The organism is Bradyrhizobium manausense (assembly GCF_018129685.1).
Taxonomy (GTDB): Bacteria; Pseudomonadota; Alphaproteobacteria; order Rhizobiales; family Xanthobacteraceae; genus Bradyrhizobium; species Bradyrhizobium manausense_D.
Genome location: NZ_JAFCLG010000003.1, coordinates 426,763 through 449,540 on the forward strand (window position 1 = coordinate 426,763; position 22,778 = coordinate 449,540).

Sequence of the window (22,778 nt, forward strand, 5' to 3'; positions counted from 1 at the left end):
CTTTCCGTCGTTTCGGCAAGATGGTCCGCGGCGCCGCTGGCGGCGCCGAAAGGTAATTGGATGGGCTAGGGGAGCGTTCGTCAGTTCTTCAGCCGATAGCCGGTGCGGAAGATCCACCAGATCACAGCGAGACAGATCGCCAGGAACGCCACGGTCATGCCGACGCTGACGGAGACGCTGACGTCGGCGATCTCATAGAAGCTCCAGCGGAAGCCCGAAATCAGGTAGACGACCGGGTTGAGCAGCGCGACGGTGCGCCAGGTGGGCGGCAGCATGTCGATGGAGTAGAAGCTGCCGCCGAGGAAGGTCAGCGGCGTCACCACCAGCATCGGGATCATCTGCAGCTTCTCGAAGCCATCGGCCCAGATGCCGATGACGAAGCCGAACAGGCTGAACGTCACGGCCGTCAGCACCAGGAAAGTCAGCATCCAGACCGGATGGTGGATGTGCAGCGGCACGAACAGGCCGGCGGTGGCAAGAATGATCAAGCCGAGGATGATCGACTTGGTCGCGGCGGCGCCGACATAGCCCAGCACGATCTCGACATAGGAGATGGGCGCCGACAGGATCTCGTAGATCGTGCCGGTGAATTTCGGGAAGTAGATGCCGAAGGAGGCGTTGGCGATGCTTTGCGTCAGCACCGAGAGCATGATGAGGCCGGGCACGATGAAGGTGCCGTAGCTGACGCCCTCGACCTGGCTGATGCGCGAGCCGATCGCAGCCCCGAAAACCACGAAATAGAGCGAGGTCGAAACGACGGGCGAGACGATGCTTTGCAGCAGCGTACGCCAGGTGCGCGCCATTTCGAACAGATAGATGGCGCGGACAGCGCGGTAGTTCATGACGCCCTCACGAGGTCGACGAAGATGTCCTCGAGCGACGATTGGGTCGTGTCGAGATCGTTGAAGCGGATGCCGGCATTGCGCAGGTCGCTGAGCAGGCTGGTGATGCCGGTGCGCTCGCCCTTGGTGTCGTAGTCGTAGACCAGCGTCGCGCCATTGTCGCAGAGGTCGAGCCTGTATTGGCTGAGGCTCTCCGGCAGCGAGGTGACCTTGCCCTGCAGATGCAGCGTCAGCCGCTTCTTGCCGAGCTTCTGCATCAAGGTCGCCTTGTCCTCGACCAGGACGATCTCACCCTTGTTGATGACGCCGATGCGGTCGGCCATCTCCTCGGCTTCCTCGATGTAGTGCGTGGTGAGGATGATGGTCACGCCGGATTGCTGCAGGCCGCGCACCACTTCCCACATGCCCTTGCGCAACTCGACGTCGACGCCGGCGGTCGGCTCGTCCAGGAACAGGATCTGCGGCTCGTGCGAGAGCGCTTTCGCGATCATCACGCGGCGCTTCATGCCGCCCGACAGCGTGATGATCTTGTTGTCCTTCTTGTCCCAGAGCGAAAGGTCCTTCAGAACCTTCTCGATATGGGCGGGGTTCTTCGGCTTGCCGAACAGGCCGCGGGAGAAGCTCACGGTCGCCCACACGCTCTCGAAGGCGTCGGTGTGCAATTCTTGCGGCACGAGGCCGATCAGCGAGCGCGCCTTGCGGTACGAGGTCTGGATATCCTGGCCGCCGACGAGGACCTTGCCTTCGCTCGGATTGGCGATGCCGCAGACGATCGAGATCAGCGTGGTCTTGCCGGCGCCGTTGGGGCCGAGCAGCGCAAAGATCTCGCCGCGCTTGATGTCGAGATTGATGTTCTTGAGCGCCTTGAAGCCCGACCCATAGGTCTTCGACAGATTGGCGACGGAAATGATGGAAGACATTGGTGGCCGATGGGGGTGGGGGAGGGAATCGCCGGAACCCGCACCCTTTTGGGCGGAAAGCAGCGGAGCCTGGAAATAGGAATGGCCTTGCTCCGCCGCAATCGGCTGGAGAAAAATGGTCTCAAAACGGGCCCTTAAGTGGTAGTTTTCGGGCAGGTGTTGCCCGATGGTCACGGGTTGCGTCTAAGATCGCAAATCACGCCGCTCTTTGTTGCGTCTGCGAGCAGGCCGTGGCTACGATTCAACCCAATCGCGAAGCGTTTGTCCCCAGGGAAACAATCAATGAGACCGAACGGCCGTCACACCGCCGGCGCAAGCCAGTTGCCCGCCCTCCGCGTGTGGGCGCTCTGCCTGCTCATGCTGTCAGCTGTTGCCATGAGCCCGACTACCGCCAAGGCGGCGCCGACCCAAGCCGCTGCGACGACGCATGTCTACCTGCTCCGCGGCGTGCTCAACATCTTCTCGCTCGGGCTCGACACGATCGGCGCCCGGCTCCAGGCGCAGGGCGTCCCGGTGACCGTCGCGAACTTCGTGTCCTGGTCCTCGCTCGCCGATGAAGCCGCGACCGAATACAGGGCCGGCCGGCTCAAGACCATCATCCTGGTCGGCCACTCCTCCGGTGCAACCGCGCTGCCTGACATGATCGCCAAGCTCAACCAGCTCGGCGTTCCCGTAAAGCTCGCGATCGGCCTCGACTCCGTCTTCAAGACCAAGCTGTCGACCGGTGCCGAGCGCTACATCAACATCTATATCGGCGACGGTCCGGGCGAACCCGTGCGCGCCGCGGCCGGCCTGCGGGGCAAGCTGGACAATGTCGACGTGCGCGGCAGCGGCGTCGGCCACATCACCATCGACAAGAACGAGGCGATCCAGCGCCGCGTCATTGCCGAGATCGATGCCGCGATCGCCCGCTCGCGCGCTCCGGCTGGACCCGTGGCCGAGCCTGGCGCCACCCCGCGAGCTGCGCGCTCGGCGGCGGCTGTGCCGGCACGGAACTGAGACCCGACGCCGGTAAGGGCTGACATGATCGAGCCGCCGCCGGCTTGATTGTCGACGGCGGCATGACCTTGTGCATGCGGGCTGCGGCCGGATGCGGGAAAGGCCGCCCGCGCTAGCGGCTGGCCCATCCGTACCCGGATAGCGACGAATTATTTCTTCTCGGGCACCCAGGTGGTGCTTGCCTTGTCGTACTTGAAGCCCGGCGCTTCCTTGAGCGTGTCCTTCGTCTCGTCGATGGTGAGCCACCATTTGTCGTTCTTCTTGGCGGTCTTGACGGCGCTGAAGGGGACGATGACGTCCTTTTCGCCGGCACCCAGGAATCCGCCAACGCCGAGTACAAGCCCCGTGATCTTGCCGGACTTGTCAACGAGCACGTCGTCGACGTCGCCGATCTTGCTTTCCTTCGGGTCATAGACGGCCTGCTTGTAGTAGTTGGTCACCGTCCAGCTTTCCGTCGGTCCCGATTTCATCGTGGTCGTTGCTGCATGAGCAGCAGTGGCGGCGGCAAACGCGAGCGCACATGTGAGTACCAGCTTCTTCATTTTGATCTCCTCAACCAATCAATCGCGATGCCAACAGGTGGTTGAAGCAAAGGTTCCTCGGAGGCGTTGTGGGGAACCTCGCGGACGATCCGGTGTTGTCACATCATGACAAAGAGACGAGCCATTGGCCCGATGGTTGTCCAGCCCGAACGCGTGTGGGCGGCCCAACCGATTGCCGAAACTGCGCCAGCCGAAACGTCGCAGCCGCGATCGATCCGTTTGAATGCGACGCGGGCCGGCTTGTTGCGGCAGCACGCACTCCGTATCCAGCGTGCTCTGCTTTCCGCTATAAGCGCCAAGGGCTCCGCGAAGGCATAGCCCGTTTTCCGGTGCACCGTTGGTTCAGGACTGCAGTACGTGAAAGAATTTCAGTGTCCGTCGTGCCGACAGCCCGTTTTGTTCGAGCACGTCGCATGCGCGAATTGTGGCACCCCGCTGGTGTTCGACGCGTCATGCATCGACATGAGAAAACTCGGGTTGAACCAGGCCTGCCGCAATCGGGAGATCATCGGCTGTAACTGGTGTGTCGAGGCTGTGGATTGGTATTGCAGATCCTGCAGCCTGACGCGCACGACCCCTGACCTCGGCAGCACGAGAAACATCATGCTCTGGCGGCGCATGGAGGAAGCCAAGCGCCGCCTTCTCTACGACCTCCGCCGCCTGCAACTCCCGCTCGTATCGCGCAGCGGCGCGCGGGTGGCATTCGACATTCTCTCCGACGAGGCCAATCCGATCCTGACGGGGCATCTTGCGGGGGTGATCACGCTCAATCTCGCGGAAGCTGACGACGTCGAGCGCGAGGCTCGTCGCGTCGCATTCCGGGAGCCTTACCGCACCCTGCTCGGGCATTTCCGGCACGAGATCGGCCATTTCTACTGGGACCTGCTCGTCAACGGCACCGCTTTCCAGGCGCCGTTCAGGCTGATCTTCGGCGACGAGACGCAGGATTATCAGGCCGCGATCAGCTCGTATTACGGTCGGACCGATCGTTCATACGACCCGCGCGGCTTCATCAGTGAATACGCGACGTCGCATCCCTGGGAAGATTGGGCGGAGACCTTCGCGCATTTTCTCCACATCGTCGCGACGCTCGACTCGTTGGCCGGATTGCCTCTGTCCCTGGACGAGCGGGCCCGGCAGACCTTGACCGATCCGTATTTCGAGAGCGACTTCGAGGCGCTGCTGGCGTTGTGGATGCCGCTGTCCCGCGGCATCAACGAACTCAACCGGTCGCTTGGCATGAGCGACGCCTATCCGTTCGACATCTCGCCGGCGGTCAAGGGCAAGCTGCATCTCGTCCACATGGCGATCAGCGCGTTTCGCGATCAACGGAAGCTCGCGGCGTAGCGCGGCAGCGGGCAGTTCTCGCTAGGCCAGGAAAGCGCGGATGGCGTCCGCGATCTCCGTTGCATGCGTCTCCAGCGCGAAATGTCCGGTGTCGAGGAACTTCACGACCGCGTTCGGATTGTCCCGCTTGTACGCTTCCGCGCCGGGCGGAATGAAGAACGGATCGTTCTTGCCCCAGATCGCGAGGAGAGGCGGCTTGTGCTCGCGGAAATAGGCCTGGAAGGCAGGATAGAGCGCAACGTTGCTCTTGTAGTCGCCGATCAGATCGAGCTGCACCTCGTCGGAGCCCGGCCGCGCCAGATAGAAATTGTCGAGGTTCTGACCGTCCGGTGAGACCAGCGCCGTATCGGGAACGCCGTGCGTGTACTGCCAGCGTGTCGCCTCCGGCGTCTGCATGGCGCGCAATGCCTCGCGATTGGTCGGTGATGGATCCTGCCAATAGGTTCTGATCGGACCCCAATCGTCGCTCAGCCCCTCCTCATAGGCGTTGCCGTTCTGCGAGATGATGGCCGCGATGCGTTCGGGATGGCTGAGCGCCAACCGGAAGCCTGTCGGCGCGCCGTAGTCGAAGACGTAGGTCGCAAAGCGGTCGAAGCCGATCACCTCGGTGAAGCGCTCGATCACGCGCGCGATGTTGTCGAAGGTGTAACGGAAGGTTTCGCGTGGAGGCATGTCGGATTGGCCGAAACCGGGAAGGTCGGGCGCGACGATGTGAAACTTGTCGGCGAGCAGCGGAATGAGGTCGCGGAACATGTGCCCCGCGCTCGGAAAGCCGTGTAGCAGCAGAAGCTTCGGCGCACCGGCGCGACCGGCCTCGCGATAGAACACCTTGAAGCCATCGACATCAGCGGTGCAGTAGGTGGTCGGGGTCATGACCGTCTCCATAAAGAGTAACCTGTTAAAAGACAAAAATAGGGTTACGTCTCTGTGCGTAACTTGTCAAATGCTATTTTAGAGGTTACTAAGCCATGTTGGCCTCGGACCCTTCAGAGACCGTTTATGGAAAAACCACCCGCTCCGTTCATCGCAGACTCGCCCGGCCTCGATTTCCTCAACTCCGTCGCGACGCCGGTCGATACCCCCGTCGACTGGCTCGACGACGGCGATGGCCTGATCGACTGGCTCGCCCAGGCGAAGCTGGTGCCGGCGGATGAGCTGCGCGGGATGAAGGCGCGGGCGACGTCGGGCGAACTGGACAAGGTCGCGGATCAGGCACGGGCGTTGCGCGAATGGTTCAGGGCCTTCGTAAGCAAGCATGCGGGCCGTCCGCTGACGGCGGCGGCACTCGGAGAGCTTGGTCCGTTGAATGGTCTGCTTGAGCGCGACGAGACATTCAGTCGGATCGAGCCCGGACATCATGATGGCCGTGCGCTGTCGCTTCAGGTGAAGCGGCGCTGGCGATCGCCGGAAGCTTTGTTGCTGCCGGTTGCTGAAGCGATGGCCAAGTTCGTCTGCGAGGAGGACTTCTCCGACGTGAAGGCATGTGAGGGCCATAACTGCACGATGCTGTTCGCCGACCACACCCGCCGGCGCGCGCGGCGATGGTGCATCATGGCGGTGTGCGGAAATCGCGCCAAGCAGGCCGCACACCGCAACCGGCTCAAGAGCAAGCAGTAGCCGGATCGACTCGGAGTCCACAACGTGGCAAGAGGTGAGGATATGGCGACCCGGGCTTGACCGGGGCAATTCGTCGCCTCCGTGCCCCAAATTCCGCCCAATCGGGGGTCACTAAGCGCCGGAATGGGGCCGGTTGCCCCCGTGGCGGGACTGCGGGACTTGATGATTGATCAAAGGCGACTTGTGGTGTTGGCAGCGGTCGCGCTGCTCGCCTTGAACCCCGGTCTGGCTGCAGCCTCGCCTGCCAAGCCGAAGCCGGCCGTAGCGCCAGCTGTCGCGCCGCCGCCTCCTGCGCCGCCGGCCGAGCCGTTGCCGCCGCCGAAGATCTATCTGTTTCGCGGCGCGATGGGGCCGATCTTCTCGACCGGCATGGACCGGCTTAGCGAGAAGCTGACCAAGGCCGGCTTCTCGGCCGACGTCTACGAATTCACCATCTGCCGCTTCATCGGCAACCGGGCTATCGCCAGCTACAAGGAATCGCCGGCGCCGATCGTGCTGATCGGCCATTCCATGGGCGGGCTGTGCTCGGTCCTCATTTCCGAGATGGCGGCCAAGGAGAACGTTCCGATCAGCCTCGTCGTCGCCATCGATCCTGCCCATGCGACCGACGACGTGCCGCTCAACGTCGAACGCTTCATCAACATCTTCCTCTCCGACAGCGTGCTTGGCGGCGGCGACGTGGTGGCCGTACCCGGTTTTCGCGGCCATTACGCAAGCTACGACCTGAAACTGAACAGCCGCGTCTCGCATATCAACATCGAAAAGTCGGACGACATCCACCGCCAGATCGTCGAGATGGTGACGCAGCTTCCGCGCATCCAGCTGCAGACCCAGGCCGACGCAGTGCCGCTGCGTTACCAGGTCCCCGGAGACACGTTGGTCGAATTGTGGGACAGCGGCGTGCGCATACCGGTGCGTGCCGGCGACACCATGGAGAGCATCGCAGCGACCCATCGCGTGCCGGTCTGGACAATCGCTCAAAGTAATTCGCTTACGGAAAACGCAACGCTCACGCCTGGCCAGTCCATCGTTGTCCCGCGGCACTTGACGCCGCCTGAGCCGGTCGCGGCAATGGCCCCTCCACCGGGCCGACGATGAGGATGTAGCGGCTGGAATGGCCAGGATAGCAATCGCCTGACGCAGAATGCCGATCCCGGCCTTGTGCTTTTCATTCAGGCATTCGATGTCGTGGTGGCCATTTTGGCGGCGCCGTCTGACCGACAGAGTGCGAGCCCGGTCCGGAAGCCTGGCTGGCCGACCTCAAGGCTGCGGCGAGAAGCGACAAAAACAGCGCCCGTTCAGCCGCATATTTAGCCGCCGGCCGGCCCCTTTCAAAGCCGTGCATGACTAGGCGTCCTTCGGTCGTACAAACGCGCCAACGCCACGTCCTGCGTCCGCATCGGTTCACGAACATCTCGAATGTGGAAAAAGTATCAGTCATCTCGATCAGCTGTGACTGCTCGCTCACAGGAGCGCGGTTGAGCTCTCAGTCGCCCTGTTTGGAGTCTGAAAGGCAACCGGAAAGGTGGAAGCGGCCACATTCTCGATCGCCGCGCGCTCTTCAGACAGGCGTCTCTCGATGAAGCGCCGTTCGAAATCGGTGAGCTCGGTGTTGAGCAGCCGCTGGTAGCGGCTGATATTGTTGCGGTGCGCGCGCAACAAGGCCAGCTTTTCATCAATCATGGTCGTGATCCCGTCGGCCTATTGTTGCCTAGGCTGCTGCGAGGCCGGTTCGCGAGACGGATCGCGTGCGAACCGACGTGCCGCCCGGAGGGCCTTTCGGATGATGGTCGAGCGCCGCCAGTGCTTCGAGGATCTCGTCGATCGTGACGGTCTTGTCCGATCCAGCGAGTTCTCTCAGCGCCGGGTTCGATGTGGCGCTGGCCGCGTCCGATGCCCACGAGGCGAGAATTGCGCGCTTCGTACCGATCGACAGCGTCGGATCCGCGACAACATCGCGGGGATGATCGTAGACGGAGCTGGGGTGCAATATTGCGTTCAGGTCGACGATGTTGTCGGTACGATCGATCATGAGAGGTCCTCCTTCTCCTTTCGCTGAAACCTCTTGCTGATATTGCATGCGAGTTCGCGGACGACGGCTGCTCTCGCCCCGAATTGAGCGAGAGCAAGATGCGCCACCGGCAGTCGGGATTTAGGCAGCCTTCCCCTCGAGTTGATGGAGAGAGCCGGCCGGCGCGCCGGAGATCGCAATTCGCCTGGGCTTCATGGCTTCAGGAATTTCCCGGATCAGCTCGATCTTGAGCAAGCCATCCTCGAATGCGGCGCCTCGCACCTGAACATAGTCCGCCAGGTTGAACTGCCGCTTGAAAGGCCGGGCGGAAATGCCCCGGTAGAGGTATTCGCATTTGGCTTCGTCCGGCTTGCTTCCCTCGACGATGACCGCATTCTGTTCGGCCGTCACCGAGATCTCGGCGGGAGAAAAGCCAGCAAGCGCGAGTGAGATCTGATAGCGATCCTCGCCGACGCGTTCGATGTTGTAAGGGGGATAATTGTCCTCGTTGGCACGTTGTGCCGATTCAACAAGGTCGAAGAGGCGATCGAATCCAATGGTCGAACGCCAGAGGGGAGAGAAGTCGTAGGTGCGCATAGCCATATCCTCCATGGAGCAAAATGGATACGAGCGGCACCGGACACGACCGGTGCCCGTCTCAGTCTGTCCCGACCCATCAGGCATCGGGGTGCTACCTCTCGGCAGCAGCCGAGAAATAAAAAAACGCGGTTTTGGTTTCAAGAGGGGAGACGCAAATTTTTGAGGTCCCGGCCGCGCCGGCCGTCGACGTCTCCGAGAGCGCCAAGGCCTATGAACTCCCGGCCGAACTCCGGACGCGGCGCAGGGGGCGCCTGCCGGCAATGTCAGGCGCCCTCTATGGCCGGCATCGTCATCGGAGGCGCCGTCGTGGCGCCGCTCTTGCCGACCGGTCGCTTACAGGTTCGAGCCGTGGATGGCGTCGATTACGGCGTCCGTCACTTCCTTCGTCGTCGCCTTGCCGCCGACGTCGGGCGTCAGAACGCCGGCCGCGCAGACACTCTCGACGGCCTTCATCAGCCGCGCAGCCGCGTCCTTCTCGCCGAGATGCTCGAGCATCTGCGCGCCGGTCCAGAACGTCGCGACCGGGTTGGCGATGCCCTTGCCGGTGATGTCGAAGGCCGAGCCGTGGATCGGCTCGAACATGGAGGGGAAGCGGCGCTGCGGATCGATGTTGCCCGTCGGCGCGACGCCGAGGCTGCCGGCAAGCGCGCCGGCAAGATCGGAAAGAATGTCGGCGTGGAGGTTGGTCGCGACGATGGTGTCGAGGCTCTTCGGATGCAGCGTCATGCGCACGGTCATCGCATCGACCAGCATCTTGTCCCAGGTCACATCGGGGAATTCGGCCGCGACTTCAGCGGCAATTTCGTCCCACATCACCATGCCGTGGCGCTGCGCATTCGACTTGGTCACCACGGTCAGGAACTTGCGCGGGCGCGACTGCGCGAGCTGGAATGCATAGCGCATGATGCGTGTGACGCCGACGCGGGTGAAGACCGCAACTTCCGTTCCGACCTCTTCCGGCAGGCCCCTATGCGCGCGGCCGCCCATGCCGGCATATTCGCCTTCCGAATTCTCGCGCACGATCACCCAGTCGAGATCGCCGACGCCGACATTGCGCAGCGGCGAGGCAACACCGGGCAGAATCTTGGTCGGCCGCACATTGGCGTATTGGTCGAAGCCCTGGCAGATCGGCAGGCGCAGGCCCCACAGCGTGATGTGGTCGGGCACGTCAGGCGCGCCAACGGCGCCGAAATAGATCGCGTCGAACTTCTTCAGCTCAGCAAGGCCGTCGGCCGGCATCATCACGCCGTGTTTCTTGTAGTAGTCCGAGCCCCAGTCGAAGGTCGTGACGTTGAAGGCGATGTCGCCGCTGCGCTTTGCGAGAGCCTCCAGCACGCGGACGCCGGCCGAGATGACCTCGGGGCCGATGCCGTCGGCCGGAATGGCTGCAATCGAATGGGTACGCATGGAAAGGCTCCGTTTGAGAGTTCAGTGGGATTGCGGGACGGGTTCGGCGGGCACGGACTGCGCGCGCGACAATAGCAGGGTCAGCAGCGCCGAGAGAACGAGCAGTCCGGCTACGAAGTAAAGCCCGCCGACAAAGCTGCCGGTCTGGTCCTTGATCCAGCCGATCATGGCGGGACCGACAAAGCCGCCGAGATTGCCGATCGAGTTGATGGTGGCGATGCCTGCGGCGGCGGCCGAGCCGGACAGGAACATGGTCGGCATGCTCCACAGCGGCGGCTTTGCCGAGGAGATCCCGACGTTCACGAGCGCCAGCGCGATCAGCACGGCAATGACGCTGCCCGCAAGTCCGGCATAGGCAAGGCCCGCAGCTGCGATGAGGCAGGCGATCACGACGTGCCAGGTCCGCTCGCCGGTGCGATCGGAATGCCGTGCCCACAGCACCATCGCAACGACGGCAGCCGTGGCCGGCAGCGCATTCAGGAAGCCGACCTGGAATGAGGACAGACCGAACTGCTTGATGATCTGCGGTGCCCAGACGCCAAGCGTGTAGAGACCGGCTGAGGTGCCGAAATAGATCAGCGACAACGCCAGCACGCGCGGATCGGCTAACCCGCGCCAGATGCTGTGGCTCGCAGTCGCGGCCTTGCTGGTGGTCTCCTCATTCATGGTCTCGACCAGCCAGCGGCGCTCATCCTCGGCCAGCCATTTGGCCTTCTCGGGTCGGTCGGTCAGGAACGCCAGCACGACGAAGCCGAGCAGCACGGCCGGAATCGCTTCCAGCACGAACAGCCATTGCCAGCCCTTGAAGCCGAACAGGCCATCCATCTCCAGCAGCGCGCCGGAAACCGGCGAGCCCAGCACGGTGGAGAGCGGCGCGGCCGCCATGAACAGCGCGGTCACGGCGGCGCGCTGGCGTGCCGGGAACCAGTAGGAGAGGTAGAGGATGATGCCGGGAAAGAAGCCGGCTTCCGCGACGCCGAGCAGGAAACGCAGGATGTAGAAGCTGGTCGCGCCTTGTACCAACGCCATCGCCGCCGACACCAGGCCCCAGGTGATCATCACCCGCGCGATCCAGATCCGCGCGCCGACCTTGTGCAGGATGATGTTGGAGGGCACCTCGAACAGGAAATAGCCCCAGAAGAAGATACCGGAGCCCAAACCGTAGACGGTCGACGACAGGCCGATGTCCTTGTTCATCGTCAGCGACGCAAAGCCGATGTTGACGCGGTCGATGAACGCCACGAAGTAGAGCAGCATGATGAAGGGAACGATGCGCCAGCTGATCTTGCGCAGCACGCGCGTCTCAATCTCGCTCGCCACCCTGGCCTCCCGAAGTTCCGATTTTCGTTGTTCGGCAACAAGCCTATTCGGGCACGGGAGGCGGACTCAATTGGCGCTGGTTTATACAAAAAAATGATACAATCCTGTCGGACGGGGACGGGCAATCGACATGCGAGGTCAGCCTTTGGGCGCGCTGAAGCATCCACAGCGTCATGGCCGGGCTCGTCCCGGCCATCCACGTCTTTCTCTGCGCCCCAAAGAACGTGGATGCCCGGGACAAGCCCCGGGCATGACGACCCGTGTAAGACGAGAGGAACGGTGAGATGGAATTGCATCAACTGCGATGTTTCGTGGCGGCGGCCGAGCAGCTGCATTTCGGTCGCGCGGCGCAGCATCTGTCGATGTTGCCGTCCGCGCTCGGGCGCCAGATCAGGCTGCTGGAAGAGGATCTGGGAACACGGCTGTTCGCGCGCACGACCCGTGCGGTCTCGCTCACCGAGGACGGCGCCACGCTGCTGCGCGATGCCCGCGCCATCCTCGCCAAGGTCGAGGCGGTCGAGAGCAATCTGCGCAACCGCTCGCGCGCAGGCGCTACTCGGCGGTTGCGGCTCGGCGCGATCGACAGCGCGGCTGCGGGGCTGCTGCCGCCGCTGCTGCGCGACTTCCGCGCCGGACATCCCGAGGTCGCGGTGCAGCTTCTGGAAGACAAGACCGTCCGGCTGCTACCGAAGCTTTTGACCGGCGCGCTCGATCTCGCCTTTGTCCGCCCGCCTGACCGGGCGGACAAGCGGCTCGAGTTTCGCCCGCTGCTTCAGGAGACCGCGATCGTGGCCTTTCCCCAGCGTCACGCGCTTGCTGGACGCAAGTCGATCACGCTCGCCGACATCGCCGATGAGTCCATGCTGGTACCGGACCGCCGCTCGCGGCCGCACAGCCACGACCTCACGATCAAACTGTTCGAGCAGGCTGGCCTGACGCCCCGCATTGTCCAAGTCGCCGACGAGAAGCAGACCATCATCCATCTGGTGGCAACGAAGCTTGGGGTCGCGATCGTGCCGCGTTGGACGACGCGGATGGCCGTCACAGGCGTGCGCTTCGTGTCGCTTCGGCTGAAGCGAAGCGGTCCCGTCGGTCGATTGCCGCTGGCGGCGGCCTGGTTGCGCGGCTCGCGCGATCCAGCCCGGGATGCAATGCTGTCTGTGCTGGAGTCGCGGCTGCGCAGCTATGCGCGCGAGGCGTAGGCGGTTATGACATTGGACTGGACAAGGGGGGTGATGCGATGACTCGGAAAGCGTCGAACGAATTGCGGGTGGCCATCGCGGGTCTGGGCTCGATCGGCAGCAAGATCGCGACTGCGCTTGATCGGGGCATCGAGGGACTGATGCTGTCGGCCGTGGCCGTGCGCGATCCCGCCAAGCACAAGGCTTTCCTCAATGGTTTGCGCCATCAGCCGCAGATCCTGCCGGTCGACCAGCTCGGCGAGGCCGCCGACATCGTCGTCGAATGCGCGCCGAGCAGTCAGCTGCGCGCGATTGTGGAGCCCGCGCTGAAGCGTGGCAAGTCCGCGGTCGTCGTCAGTGTCGGCGCCCTGCTCGACAATGACGATCTGATTGATCTCGCGCGCGCCACGGGCGGCCGCATCCTCGTGCCGACAGGTGCGCTGATCGGGCTCGACGCCGTCAACGCCGCTGCGGTGGGAACCATTCACTCGGTGAAGATGGTCACCCGCAAGCCGGTCGACGGGCTGAGAGGCGCCCCTTTCATCGTACAGAACAACATCGATATCGACAATCTGCGCGAGCCCCTCAAGCTGTTCGAGGGCAGCGCGCGCGAAGCTGCAAAAGGGTTTCCGGCGAACGTCAATGTCGCCGTTGCGCTGTCGCTGGCGGGCATTGGGCCCGATCGCACCCAGATGCAGGTCTGGGCCGACCCTACCGTGACGCGCAATGTTCATCGCATCGAGGTCGAAGCGGATTCGGCGCGGTTCTCGATGGGCATCGAGAACGTCCCGTCCGAGAATCCCAAGACCGGAATGATCACCGCGCTGTCCGTGATCGCGCTGCTGAAGAAGCAGCGCGCCACGTTGTGCGTCGGGACTTAACCGTCAAGCGCCGGTCACGCGCCAGATCACATTGCCGACGTCGTCGGCCATCAACAGCGACTTCTTGTCGGGGCCGATGACGACGCCAACAGGGCGGCCGTAGGATTCCGTCTCGTCAGGCGCCAGGAAGCCCGAGAGGATGTCGCGCGCAGGGCCGGTGGGTTTTCCGTTCTCGAACGGGACGAACACCAGCTTGTAGCCGGACAGCGTGCTGCGATTCCACGAGCCGTGCTGGCCGATCGCCATGCCGTCGGGGAAGCCGGGCAGCGTGCCCGCGGGCACCCAGCACAGGCCGAGCGAAGCGGTGTGGCCGCCGAGCGCGTAGTCAGGTTGAAGCGCCTTGGCCACCATGGCCGGATCCTGCGGCACGCGATCGTCGACCGTCTTGCCCCAGTAGCAATAGGGCCAGCCGTAGAAGCCGCCGTCGCGCACCGAGGTGAGATAGTCCGGCGGGGTTTCGTCGCCGAGGCCGTCGCGCTCATTGACGACGGTCCAGAGCACATTCGTATTCGGCTCCCAGGCAAGACCGACTGGATTGCGCAGGCCGGCGGCAAAGATGCGATGCGTTCCGGCGACGAGGTCCAGCTCGTAGACCGCAGCGCGGCCTTCCTCGACCTCCATGCCCATCTCGGCGATGTTGCTGAGCGAGCCGACGCCGGCATAGAGCTTCTTGCCGTCGGGGCTGGCGAGCAGGCTGCGCGTCCAGTGGCCGCTCGGCTTGAACGTGGTGAGCCGCTTGCCCGGTGCAGTGATGCGGTCGGCGTTGGCGACGTAGGGGAAGGCCATCACGCCGTCGGTGTTGCCGACATAGAAGGTGTCGCCGACCAGCGCCATGCCGAACGGCTGGTTGAGGTTTTCCATGAAGGCGCCGCGCACTTCGGCAACGCCGTCGCCGTCCTTGTCGCGGAGCAGCGTGATGCGATTGGCGGAGACGCCGAGCGCCGCGGCGCGGCGCATCGTCGCCTGCATCGCGTAGTGAAACACGCTGCGGGGGGCACCTGCGACCTGCGTCGCCTCCGCGATCAGCACGTCGCCGTTGGGCAGGACTTCGATCCAGCGCGGATGGTCGAGGCCGGTTGCGAACGCGTTGACCTTGAGCCCGGGCGCCGCCGTCGGCTTCTGGCCCTCGCTCCAGCCCCGTGCCGTCGGCATCTTCAAGGTCGGCAGTGCGCCTTGTGGCTTCGCTTCGGGAATCGATGGGGCCTGACCCCAGGCCGGCGCGGGCGTCGTGCCCGACAGCTTTCGCCATTGCAGCGCGATGCCGCCGACGAAGGCGACGAACTGCGCAAAGATGCTGGAAAAGGTCATGAGAAGCCCCTGTTTGCGCGCGCATCCAACTGGTTGGCGGTAAAAAGTCAACCGGGCCGAGCTTGGATCGAACCATTTATGATGCAAATGGCAGCAAGCCGAATTTGCATGGCAAGAATGCGGGCGTTGTTACCGTCATCCTGAGGTGCGAGCCATGGGGCGCAGAGCGCCGCATGGGGAGCCTCGAAGGATGGACGGCACGGCTGCATCTTGGCCGCGCATCCTTCGAGGCTCGGCTCGCGACGCTTTCGCATCGCGATCCGCGCACCTCAGGATAACGGGACTGGCAGCAGTATCATTGGAGGGAGTAGCCTAAATCACCGCGGCGACGTGAACGGGATGATCATCGGCACACGGCGGCAATAGCCGCCGTAGGCGTCCTCGCCGAGTTCCTTCGACAAAAACACCTCTTCCATCCGGCCCTTCTGCCACATGCCAAGGGAGATCAGGATCGCGCCGAGGATCGTCGTTACGCTGCCGATCGCGATGCCGGTGACGAGCATGCCGAAGATCAACCCGGTGTAGATCGGGTGACGCACGATGCCGTAGGGGCCGGTGTCGATGACGCGGTGGTCTTCCTTGTGGGTGATGGTGTTCGACCAGAACTTTCCGAGATGCAGCCGGCCCCACCAGGCAAAGGCGATGCCGGCGACCGAAAGAATCGCGGCGATGGCAATGCCGGTGTCGCCGAGCACCCAGAGCGGCTTCCAACCCAGGACCTGCGCAATCCACGGCGTATACAGGATGCCGCCGATCAGGATCGGCAGGCGATAGCGCTGCGACTCCAGTGTCATGACCTGCTTCTTGGTCCGCCCCTGCCAGAACGAGGCGCCCACCCAGCTGGCGAGAAAGGCGAGCCAGATCAGGGCCAGGAGTTCGGTCGGCCAGGTCGTGGTCCAGCCACCCCAGGCCACGGACAGAAGCTTGCTGAAATCGAAGGACATAAGGAAAGGTTCTTTGCTTTGGGGAGCAGATCAGCTCGCGCGCGACGAGAGCGCGTGATGCTCGAGAGCATTGGAGGCGGCCTGGCCGCCGCGGGCGAGCAGATGGGTGATGGTTTCGCGCAGCACCGGCTCGATCGGGCGCGGCGCATAGCCGAGCTCGGTGCGCGCCTTGTCTATCGACAGATCGCTTGCGGCGAGCGCGATGCGTACGCCCTCGGCGGTGCCGTTGGGCGGCCGGCGCGTGATGTGATCGGAGATCGATTCGAGCATGATGGCGGAGAGCTCGGCGATCTTGCCGGGAACGACGACCGGATACTGCCGCCGTCCGCTCATCGCCGACATCATTCGCAGGATCTGGCCGAGCCTGACGCAGTCTCCGCCGAGGATGTAGCGCTGGCCGATCCGGCCGCGCTCCATCGCCAGCACCAGGCCCATGGCGACGTCGCGGACGTCGACGAGATTGACCGGGAAGTCGAGATGCGGCTGCACCTTCTTTTGCAGGAAGTACCACAGCATCGCGGTGGGCGGCGTCAGATTGTGGTCGGCGGGACCGATCGGCATGGTCGGCGTGCCGATCACGAGCGGAAAGCCGCTGGCTGCGGCCTTCGCGGCATGATGCTCGGCGAGCGACTTCGAGCGCGTGTAAGCGCCCGGCATCGCGTCGGCTGGCTGCAGCGCCTCTTCGGCGGGAACGCCGTTGAGGTTGGCATAGGGAAACAGGATCGATTCCGTCGAGCAGTGCAGGAAGCGCGACACGCCGCGCCTCATCGCAGCCGCAAGCACGACCTCGGTGCCGCGGAAATTGACCTCGTGGAAGTCCTGCTTGTTGGCGACCCACATGCCGGGCAGGCCGGCAAGGTGATAGACCTGATCGACGCCGGCAAGCGCAGCATCCACCGCGACGCCGTCCAGCACCGAGCCGTGAACGTAGTCGACGTCGGTATTGGCGGCGGCCGGCGGCCGGACATCGAGGACACGCACCCGCTGCCCGCGGGCGCGGAGCGATTCGACGAGATGATGTCCGATGAAGCCGCTGCCACCGGTAACCAGTACGAGAGCCATGAAGAAGGTTTGCTGTTGCGCTTCTAGAGCTATCGGGTTGAAAGGGAACTGGTCGGAAGAGGCGCCAGAATCGCGGCAAGGTCGCGACGGAAGCCCAGTGCAATGAACAATTTTGCCATGACGAACATCGGTCCCAGCAAAAGATGCGACGGAAACGTGAATAACGAGGCTTCGCGACCCTCAAAAACCTTGTGGCCGATCGTCTGGGCGGCGAGGCCGAGCACGACCAGCGCGGTGAAAATCGCCCACATCGTCATGGTGCTGACTTGCGTCGAAATCGTCGTCGCGATCGAAAACAGCACGATGGAAACGGCCAAAATGCCGACCCCGAGCGCCGCGTCGAGCAGCAGCCAATAGATCAGAACCGGCAAGGCCAGGATCACCGCCAGGCTGAGTTCGGTTCCGAACAGCGGTAACCTCACCAGTGTCAGCGGCAGCACGGCACCCGTGAACAGCAAGAGGATGCCGACCACATGCATCGCCGTATTCCGGGGATCGCGATGGTACTCGACATAAACGGCAAGTTGGCGTTGAAACAAGCCACCCATTTTGGTCTCATGCAGCACAGGGTTGGGAAGGACGAACCAGAGCCTATAGCACCTGACAGGGCAGCGCACAAACCGGCACTATCGTCGCGCAAAACAGTGCTGTCGCGCTGTGAGACAGGTCACAAAATGGTCAGAACTTCAACGGGTTCCGCCGGGTGCGAGGGCCGCGCGCTCAGTGCTTCTTGGCAGGCTTTTTCGCAGCAGGCGCAGGGGCTGCCGGATGCGCAGGCGCTTCATCGGGCAATTTGGCAAAGGTCAGGATTTGCAACTGGCCGTTGATTGCCGAAGTCGGCTTGGCGCGGTCGAGGAACTGCTCCTCGCCAAGGCCGATGGGCTGGAGCCGCTTGGTCGAGATCTTGAACGTGTTCACCAGCACGTCGCGGATCGCGTCCGCCCGGCGCTGGCTCAGAATCGCGTTGGCCTCGCGCGTCTTCTGGTTGGACTCGACGTGGCCGACGATCAGGAACGTGTAGGGCAGCAGCGAAGCGTGAACCAGCGCGTCGGCGATCCGGCCGACGGTCTGGTAGGATTCCGGCTGGATGATCGGCGTGTCGGCGTCGAACTGGATCTGGGCGTTGAAGGCGGGCAGCTTGGCGAGGTCGGGCGCGATCAGCGGCCGGTTCACCGGACCCGGATCGTTCTTGATCCTGGCCTTGGCCCGCTCCATCACCTGCTGCTTCAGCGCGGGGAGGTCGAGTTCGGGCGCTTCCTCGAAATGGTTGAGCTTGCCGACGATGTCGTCGCGGGTCGGCGCGGTCTGTGCGCCGGCTCCGCCTGCGAGCAGAGCGAGGCCCAACGCGATGCCGATTCCTGTGGCGATGTGCCCGGCTCTGCGCATCATCGATACCCCGCGTCGTCGACGGCCTTCAGGCAGTTGTTGCTGATGCCCTTGGGCGTCGAGATCAGGCAGGGGATCGACTTGCTGGTCTCCTTGGTCGAGCCGCCGCAGACCTTGACGATCTCGCGCTGGCAGGCGTTCGCGACCGTGACACGGGCGGCGACGCGCTTCTGGATCGCGTCGAACACCGTGAGGTAGTCGTTCTGGCATTGCTGCGAGAGCACATCGCGGTTGCGGGACAGGCATTCCTTCAGGCGGGTGGAGTCCGGATTGACGCCGCGGCAATTGGCGACGATTTCCGCACCGCAACTCTTGGCCAGCAGCCCAATCGAATCGCCAAAGCTCATGGTCTCCGCCATCGCAAGCGATGGCATCCCCAATGCAAGCACGATCAGCGTGATTGAGCCCCGGACCATAGGTGCATCAGATACGGGGAAGTTTGCGGTGGTCAAGGGCTGTTCGTCGCCGAACTGTCGAGAGTTCGGCGAGTGCGGCGAACAGTCCTCACTCGGCCCTCACTCTTGGGCGTCGTCGCGGGGAGGAAATTCGATCAGGACGGCCGTGTGGTTCCGGATCGCGTCGGCAAATTCCGGATCGGCCTTGAGTTCGTCCAAGGTCCGGGGCGGGGGAAGCTGGCGGCCGTCCTCGATCAGCTCCTCCGCATAGAATGCGATCGCCTCGGGCGCGCCCTCCAGGGCCTCGTCGACATCGTCGCCGCCAGAGATGCAGCCGGGCAAGTCGGGAAGCCACAGGCTGACATCGTCCGGGCCGTTGTCTTCGATGATGGCAACGTAGTGAGGCATGTCGGGCTCACGCCCGCTGCACGAAGCTGTCCACGACCTTCTTCTCGCCGGCCTTGTCGAAGGCGATGGTGAGCTTGTTGCCGTCGATCCTGGTGACGCGGCCGTATCCGAATTTCTGGTGGAAGACGCGGTCGGACAGCGAGAATTCCGATGTCGTGCCGGTCGATTTGGCGACCAGCTCGCCCTCGATCGTCATCGGCCCGCGCCGGCGCGAGGAGAAGCTGCCGAAATCGAGGCCCGATGACGAAGACGACGAGAATGTCGAAGCCTCTTCCTCGAAGCCACCGCGGCTGCCGCCGCCATTGCGCCCGCCACCCCGATTGCGGTTTGCTTGGGCGCGCTGCCAGCCCGGCGTCGAATAGGTTGAGCCAAAGGCTTCCATGTCGTCGAAGCGCGAGGCGCCGTAGCCGCCGGTGCCGCCCCAGGCCGAGCCGCCTTTGGATTCCGTGATCTCGACATTGGCCGCCGGCAGTTCGTCGAGGAAGCGCGAGGGGATCGTGGTCGACCAGGTGCCATGGATCCGGCGGTTGGTCGCGAAATAGATCTTGGCGCGACGGCGGGCGCGCGTGATGCCGACATGGCCGAGACGACGCTCTTCCTCGAGGCCGGCGCGGCCCTGTTCGTCCAGCGTGCGCTGGCTTGGGAACAGGCCTTCTTCCCAGCCGGGCAGGAATACGTTGTCGAATTCGAGGCCCTTGGCCGAGTGCAGCGTCATCAGGGACACCGCGTCGTCTTCAGCGCCGCCCTCGCGGTCCATCACCAGCGAGATGTGCTCCAAGAACCCCTGCAGGTTCTCGAACTCCTCCATCGAGCGCACGAGCTCTTTGAGGTTCTCGAGCCGGCCCGCGGCATCCGCCGAACGGTCCTTCTGCCACATCTCGGTATAGCCGCTCTCATCCAGCACGATCTGGGCGAGATCCGTATGCGCGGTGACCTCGCGCTGGGCGCGCCAGCGATCGAACTGGGCGACGACGTCGCGCAACGATCCGCGCGCCTTCGGCTTCAGCTCGTCGGTCTCGACCACGGCGCGCGCCGCCTCGAACAGCGGAATGCGGCGCTTGCGGGCGTGGTCGTGCAGCATCTGCACGGTGGCGTCGCCAAGGCCGCGCTTGGGCACGTTGACGATGCGCTCGAAAGCGAGATCGTCGGCCGGCGAATTGATGACGCGCAAGTATGCCAGCGCATCGCGGATTTCGGCGCGCTCGTAGAAGCGCGGACCGCCGATGACGCGATAGGGCAGGCCGAGCGTGACGAAACGATCTTCGAACTCGCGCATCTGATAGGACGCGCGCACGAGAATGGCGATCTCGTTGAGCTTCTCGCCCTTGCGCTGGATCTGCTCGATCTCCTCGCCGATGCCGCGGGCTTCCTCCTCCGAATCCCAGGAGCCGGTGATTGTGACCTTCTCGCCTTCGACGTCCTCGGTGCGCAGGGTCTTGCCGAGCCGGCCTTCATTGTGCGCGATCAGATGCGAGGCGGCGGCGAGGATGTGGCCGGTGGAGCGGTAATTGCGCTCGAGGCGGATGACCTTGGCGCCCGGAAAATCGTGCTCGAAGCGCAGGATGTTGTCGACCTCGGCGCCGCGCCAGCCATAGATCGACTGGTCGTCGTCGCCGACGCAGCAGATGTTCTTGACGTGAGACGTCTGCTCCCTCGCCCCGCTTGCGGGGTCGTGACGAGCTTCGCTCGCACTGAGAGGATCAGGGTGAGGGGGACTCTCCACGAGCTCGGTGCTCGGAGAGTCCCCCTCACCCGCCACGCTCTGGCGCGCCATTGCGCTGCCGAGCGTGTCGGCCTCTCCCCGCACGCGGGGAGAGGCGAAGGAAGAGGGCGCCTGCGACAGCAGCCGCAGCCACAGATATTGCGCGACGTTGGTGTCTTGATACTCGTCGACCAGGATGAATTTGAAGCGCTGCTGGTACTGCCGAAGGATGTCCGGATGCTCGCGGAAAATCCGGATGTTTTCCAAGAGCAGATCGCCGAAATCGGCGGCGTTCAGGATCTTCAGCCGCTCCTGGTAGCTCGCATAAAGCTTGCCGCCCTTGCCGTTGGCAAACATCGCAGCTTCGCCTGACGGCACCTGCGACGGCGTCAGGCCGCGGTTCTTCCAGCCGTCGATCAGGCCGGCCAGCATCCGCGCCGGCCAGCGCTTGTCGTCGATATTGTCGGCCTGCAGCAGCTGCTTGAGCAGCCGCACCTGGTCGTCGACATCGAGCACGGTGAAATTCGACTTGAGCTGCGCGAGCTCGGCATGGAAGCGCAGGATGCGGCCGCCGATGGAGTGGAAGGTGCCGAGCCACGGCATGCCCTCCACGGCTTGCCCGAGCATCTGGCCGAGGCGGTGCTTCATCTCGCGCGCGGCCTTGTTGGTGAACGTCACCGACAGGATCTCGGCGGGGCGGGCGCGGCCCTGGCTCAGGATATGGGCGATGCGCGTGGTCAGCACGCGCGTCTTGCCGGTGCCGGCGCCGGCCAGCACCAGGACCGGGCCGTCCAGCGTCTCCACCGCCTCGCGCTGCTCCGGGTTGAGCCCCGCCAGATATTTCGGGCCCACGGAGGCGCGCGCACGCGCGGCGATGCCGCCGGCTGCAGGCTGGTGGTCGGGTACGCTGGTGATCTTGCTCGGCTCGGTCATGCGAATCATTGGCCCCACGATGGCACCGCGGGGTGGCGGAAGGGAGCCTTCATAACAGGATTGACCCCCATATGGGGCCGCTGTGCCGGGTTTTCCACGTGCGCGGCGGGCTGATTTTGTTCCTGGGCATCAGGCGAATTTCGGCCTCGGGCGGGCCGGAACCAATGTTCCGGGCCGGACATTGGTTCTGCAAGTGAGGCGCCTCAGCTGCGCCGATCGCAGACAGACATCAAAACAGAGGTTAGGGCCATGCTGAGCTGGGTTGTGACGTTTCTGGTTATCGCACTGATCGCCGGTCTTCTGGGATTTGGCGGCCTCGCCGGCGCGTCGGTTGAAATCGCCAAGATCATCTTCTTCGTCGCGATCGTTCTGTTCCTGGTCTCGGCGGTGGTTGGGCTCGCCCGCGGCCGCAGGATCTAGCGTTACGCCTTCGAGGGCATCGCCACGTTCCGGCCGATGCCCTCGGGGCGGGGCACGGCGCTGTGAGCCTCGACGACGGCCGCGATGCGTTCGCGAATATCGGGCGGAAATGCCGCCACCCTGCGCGAAGCCATATCAATGTGCAGCGACATGTTCTCGGAGGTGGCTGACAGCCAGTCCTCGGTTGCATGCCGCAACTCTTGAAATGTGTGCAGGCGCTTGTCGTCCGCCTCCAGCAGCCAGACCGAGACCTGCACGGGATCGCCGAGATGGATCTCGCGCAAATAGCGCACGTGGCATTCGGCCGTGAAGGTCGAGCCGCCTCGCTCCTTCATGTAGGTGGGCCCGATCCCGAGCTGCAGCCACATCTGGTCGATCGCCCGGTCGAACATCACGTTGTAATAGGCCATGTTGAGGTGGCCGTTGTAGTCGATCCATTGCGGCTCGATCTGCATGATCGAAGAGCGGAACGGCTCGGGCTTGGGGGCGGTGGCGGCATTCTCCGGCATGTCTCATTCCCTGGCTATGCGTCCGGTCGCTTGACTTGACCGGT

At 63.9% G+C, this 22,778-nt stretch carries 25 protein-coding genes; 7 read left to right on the forward strand and 18 right to left on the reverse strand.

Features of this window, described 5'->3' with window-relative positions:
* Nucleotides 1-80 precede the first annotated feature (80 nt).
* Nucleotides 81-842, reverse strand: a complete 762-nt coding sequence (locus JQ621_RS12350; protein WP_212234967.1) for an ABC transporter permease — start codon at nucleotides 840-842, stop codon at nucleotides 81-83.
* Nucleotides 839-1,762 carry an ABC transporter ATP-binding protein gene (locus JQ621_RS12355; RefSeq protein WP_212234968.1) on the reverse strand — a complete coding sequence of 308 codons (924 nt, stop codon included), beginning with the start codon at nucleotides 1,760-1,762 and terminating at the stop codon, nucleotides 839-841. The genes JQ621_RS12350 and JQ621_RS12355 overlap by 4 nt, the downstream gene beginning before the upstream one ends.
* Before the next feature lie 282 nt (nucleotides 1,763-2,044).
* On the opposite strand from JQ621_RS12355, the gene JQ621_RS12360 reads away from it, so the two are divergent.
* Nucleotides 2,045-2,761 (forward strand): hypothetical protein, encoded by a 717-nt coding sequence (locus JQ621_RS12360; RefSeq protein ID WP_212234969.1) that lies wholly within the window; start codon nucleotides 2,045-2,047, stop codon nucleotides 2,759-2,761.
* 149 nt (nucleotides 2,762-2,910) lie between these two features.
* Here JQ621_RS12360 and JQ621_RS12365 read toward each other — a convergent pair whose 3' ends face one another.
* A complete protein-coding gene (locus JQ621_RS12365) occupies nucleotides 2,911-3,303 on the reverse strand; it encodes a PRC-barrel domain-containing protein (RefSeq protein ID WP_212234970.1) in 393 nt (130 codons plus the stop codon).
* 357 nt (nucleotides 3,304-3,660) lie between these two features.
* On the opposite strand from JQ621_RS12365, the gene JQ621_RS12370 reads away from it, so the two are divergent.
* The gene (locus JQ621_RS12370; protein ID WP_212234971.1) at nucleotides 3,661-4,650 is read left to right on the forward strand and encodes a zinc-binding metallopeptidase family protein; all 990 of its coding nucleotides are present in this window, start codon (nucleotides 3,661-3,663) and stop codon (nucleotides 4,648-4,650) included.
* 21 nt (nucleotides 4,651-4,671) lie between these two features.
* Here the strand turns inward: JQ621_RS12370 and JQ621_RS12375 are convergent, their stop codons facing one another.
* Nucleotides 4,672-5,523 (reverse strand): alpha/beta fold hydrolase, encoded by an 852-nt coding sequence (locus tag JQ621_RS12375; protein WP_212234972.1) that lies wholly within the window; start codon nucleotides 5,521-5,523, stop codon nucleotides 4,672-4,674.
* A 126-nt stretch (nucleotides 5,524-5,649) separates the two neighbouring features.
* On the opposite strand from JQ621_RS12375, the gene JQ621_RS12380 reads away from it, so the two are divergent.
* Complete coding sequence (locus JQ621_RS12380) at nucleotides 5,650-6,267, forward strand: CGNR zinc finger domain-containing protein (protein WP_212234973.1); 618 nt, start codon at nucleotides 5,650-5,652, stop codon at nucleotides 6,265-6,267.
* 162 nt (nucleotides 6,268-6,429) lie between these two features.
* Nucleotides 6,430-7,365 (forward strand): LysM domain-containing protein, encoded by a 936-nt coding sequence (locus JQ621_RS12385; protein ID WP_212234974.1) that lies wholly within the window; start codon nucleotides 6,430-6,432, stop codon nucleotides 7,363-7,365.
* A 366-nt stretch (nucleotides 7,366-7,731) separates the two neighbouring features.
* Here JQ621_RS12385 and JQ621_RS12390 read toward each other — a convergent pair whose 3' ends face one another.
* The 5 genes from JQ621_RS12390 to JQ621_RS12410 all read right to left on the reverse strand — a co-directional run bounded on the left by JQ621_RS12390 (nucleotide 7,732) and on the right by JQ621_RS12410 (nucleotide 11,605).
* Nucleotides 7,732-7,950 carry a hypothetical protein gene (locus JQ621_RS12390; protein WP_212234975.1) on the reverse strand — a complete coding sequence of 73 codons (219 nt, stop codon included), beginning with the start codon at nucleotides 7,948-7,950 and terminating at the stop codon, nucleotides 7,732-7,734.
* 28 nt (nucleotides 7,951-7,978) lie between these two features.
* Nucleotides 7,979-8,299 (reverse strand): hypothetical protein, encoded by a 321-nt coding sequence (locus tag JQ621_RS12395; RefSeq protein ID WP_212234976.1) that lies wholly within the window; start codon nucleotides 8,297-8,299, stop codon nucleotides 7,979-7,981.
* Nucleotides 8,300-8,419: 120 nt separating this feature from the next.
* Complete coding sequence (locus JQ621_RS12400) at nucleotides 8,420-8,875, reverse strand: Hsp20 family protein (RefSeq protein ID WP_212234977.1); 456 nt, start codon at nucleotides 8,873-8,875, stop codon at nucleotides 8,420-8,422.
* Between the two features lie 336 nt (nucleotides 8,876-9,211).
* Nucleotides 9,212-10,285 carry a tartrate dehydrogenase gene (locus JQ621_RS12405; protein WP_212234978.1) on the reverse strand — a complete coding sequence of 358 codons (1,074 nt, stop codon included), beginning with the start codon at nucleotides 10,283-10,285 and terminating at the stop codon, nucleotides 9,212-9,214.
* A gap of 21 nt (nucleotides 10,286-10,306) precedes the next feature.
* Nucleotides 10,307-11,605 (reverse strand): MFS transporter, encoded by a 1,299-nt coding sequence (locus JQ621_RS12410; RefSeq protein WP_212234979.1) that lies wholly within the window; start codon nucleotides 11,603-11,605, stop codon nucleotides 10,307-10,309.
* Nucleotides 11,606-11,889: 284 nt separating this feature from the next.
* Here JQ621_RS12410 and JQ621_RS12415 point away from each other — a divergent pair, with 284 nt between their 5' ends.
* Nucleotides 11,890-12,807: a LysR family transcriptional regulator gene (locus JQ621_RS12415; protein WP_212234980.1), complete on the forward strand. Its 918-nt coding sequence runs from the start codon at nucleotides 11,890-11,892 to the stop codon at nucleotides 12,805-12,807.
* 38 nt (nucleotides 12,808-12,845) lie between these two features.
* On the forward strand, nucleotides 12,846-13,667 hold the full coding sequence (locus tag JQ621_RS12420) for an aspartate dehydrogenase (RefSeq protein WP_212234981.1): 822 nt from the start codon (nucleotides 12,846-12,848) through the stop codon (nucleotides 13,665-13,667).
* Between the two features lie 3 nt (nucleotides 13,668-13,670).
* On the opposite strand, the gene JQ621_RS12425 is transcribed toward JQ621_RS12420, so the two are convergent.
* The 8 genes from JQ621_RS12425 to JQ621_RS12460 all read right to left on the reverse strand — a co-directional run bounded on the left by JQ621_RS12425 (nucleotide 13,671) and on the right by JQ621_RS12460 (nucleotide 21,814).
* Nucleotides 13,671-14,975, reverse strand: a complete 1,305-nt coding sequence (locus tag JQ621_RS12425) for a PQQ-dependent sugar dehydrogenase (RefSeq protein WP_212234982.1) — start codon at nucleotides 14,973-14,975, stop codon at nucleotides 13,671-13,673.
* A gap of 317 nt (nucleotides 14,976-15,292) precedes the next feature.
* Nucleotides 15,293-15,919, reverse strand: a complete 627-nt coding sequence (locus JQ621_RS12430) for a methyltransferase family protein (protein WP_212234983.1) — start codon at nucleotides 15,917-15,919, stop codon at nucleotides 15,293-15,295.
* A gap of 30 nt (nucleotides 15,920-15,949) precedes the next feature.
* The gene (locus JQ621_RS12435; RefSeq protein WP_212234984.1) at nucleotides 15,950-16,981 is read right to left on the reverse strand and encodes an NAD-dependent epimerase/dehydratase family protein; all 1,032 of its coding nucleotides are present in this window, start codon (nucleotides 16,979-16,981) and stop codon (nucleotides 15,950-15,952) included.
* 29 nt (nucleotides 16,982-17,010) lie between these two features.
* Nucleotides 17,011-17,529, reverse strand: a complete 519-nt coding sequence (locus JQ621_RS12440; protein WP_212235031.1) for an Mpo1 family 2-hydroxy fatty acid dioxygenase — start codon at nucleotides 17,527-17,529, stop codon at nucleotides 17,011-17,013.
* Nucleotides 17,530-17,701: 172 nt separating this feature from the next.
* Nucleotides 17,702-18,367 carry an OmpA family protein gene (locus tag JQ621_RS12445; RefSeq protein WP_212235032.1) on the reverse strand — a complete coding sequence of 222 codons (666 nt, stop codon included), beginning with the start codon at nucleotides 18,365-18,367 and terminating at the stop codon, nucleotides 17,702-17,704.
* On the reverse strand, nucleotides 18,367-18,783 hold the full coding sequence (locus JQ621_RS12450; RefSeq protein ID WP_212234985.1) for a hypothetical protein: 417 nt from the start codon (nucleotides 18,781-18,783) through the stop codon (nucleotides 18,367-18,369). Before JQ621_RS12450 ends, JQ621_RS12445 begins: the two co-directional genes overlap by 1 nt.
* 99 nt (nucleotides 18,784-18,882) lie before the next feature.
* Entirely contained in the window at nucleotides 18,883-19,170 is a 288-nt protein-coding gene (locus tag JQ621_RS12455; protein WP_212234986.1) for a type II toxin-antitoxin system HicB family antitoxin, read from the reverse strand.
* Between the two features lie 7 nt (nucleotides 19,171-19,177).
* On the reverse strand, nucleotides 19,178-21,814 hold the full coding sequence (locus tag JQ621_RS12460) for an ATP-dependent helicase (RefSeq protein WP_212234987.1): 2,637 nt from the start codon (nucleotides 21,812-21,814) through the stop codon (nucleotides 19,178-19,180).
* Nucleotides 21,815-22,054: 240 nt separating this feature from the next.
* On the opposite strand from JQ621_RS12460, the gene JQ621_RS12465 reads away from it, so the two are divergent.
* Nucleotides 22,055-22,225 (forward strand): DUF1328 domain-containing protein, encoded by a 171-nt coding sequence (locus JQ621_RS12465; protein ID WP_212234988.1) that lies wholly within the window; start codon nucleotides 22,055-22,057, stop codon nucleotides 22,223-22,225.
* 2 nt (nucleotides 22,226-22,227) lie between these two features.
* Here the strand turns inward: JQ621_RS12465 and JQ621_RS12470 are convergent, their stop codons facing one another.
* Entirely contained in the window at nucleotides 22,228-22,734 is a 507-nt protein-coding gene (locus tag JQ621_RS12470) for a thioesterase family protein (protein ID WP_212234989.1), read from the reverse strand.
* Nucleotides 22,735-22,778 lie beyond the last annotated feature (44 nt).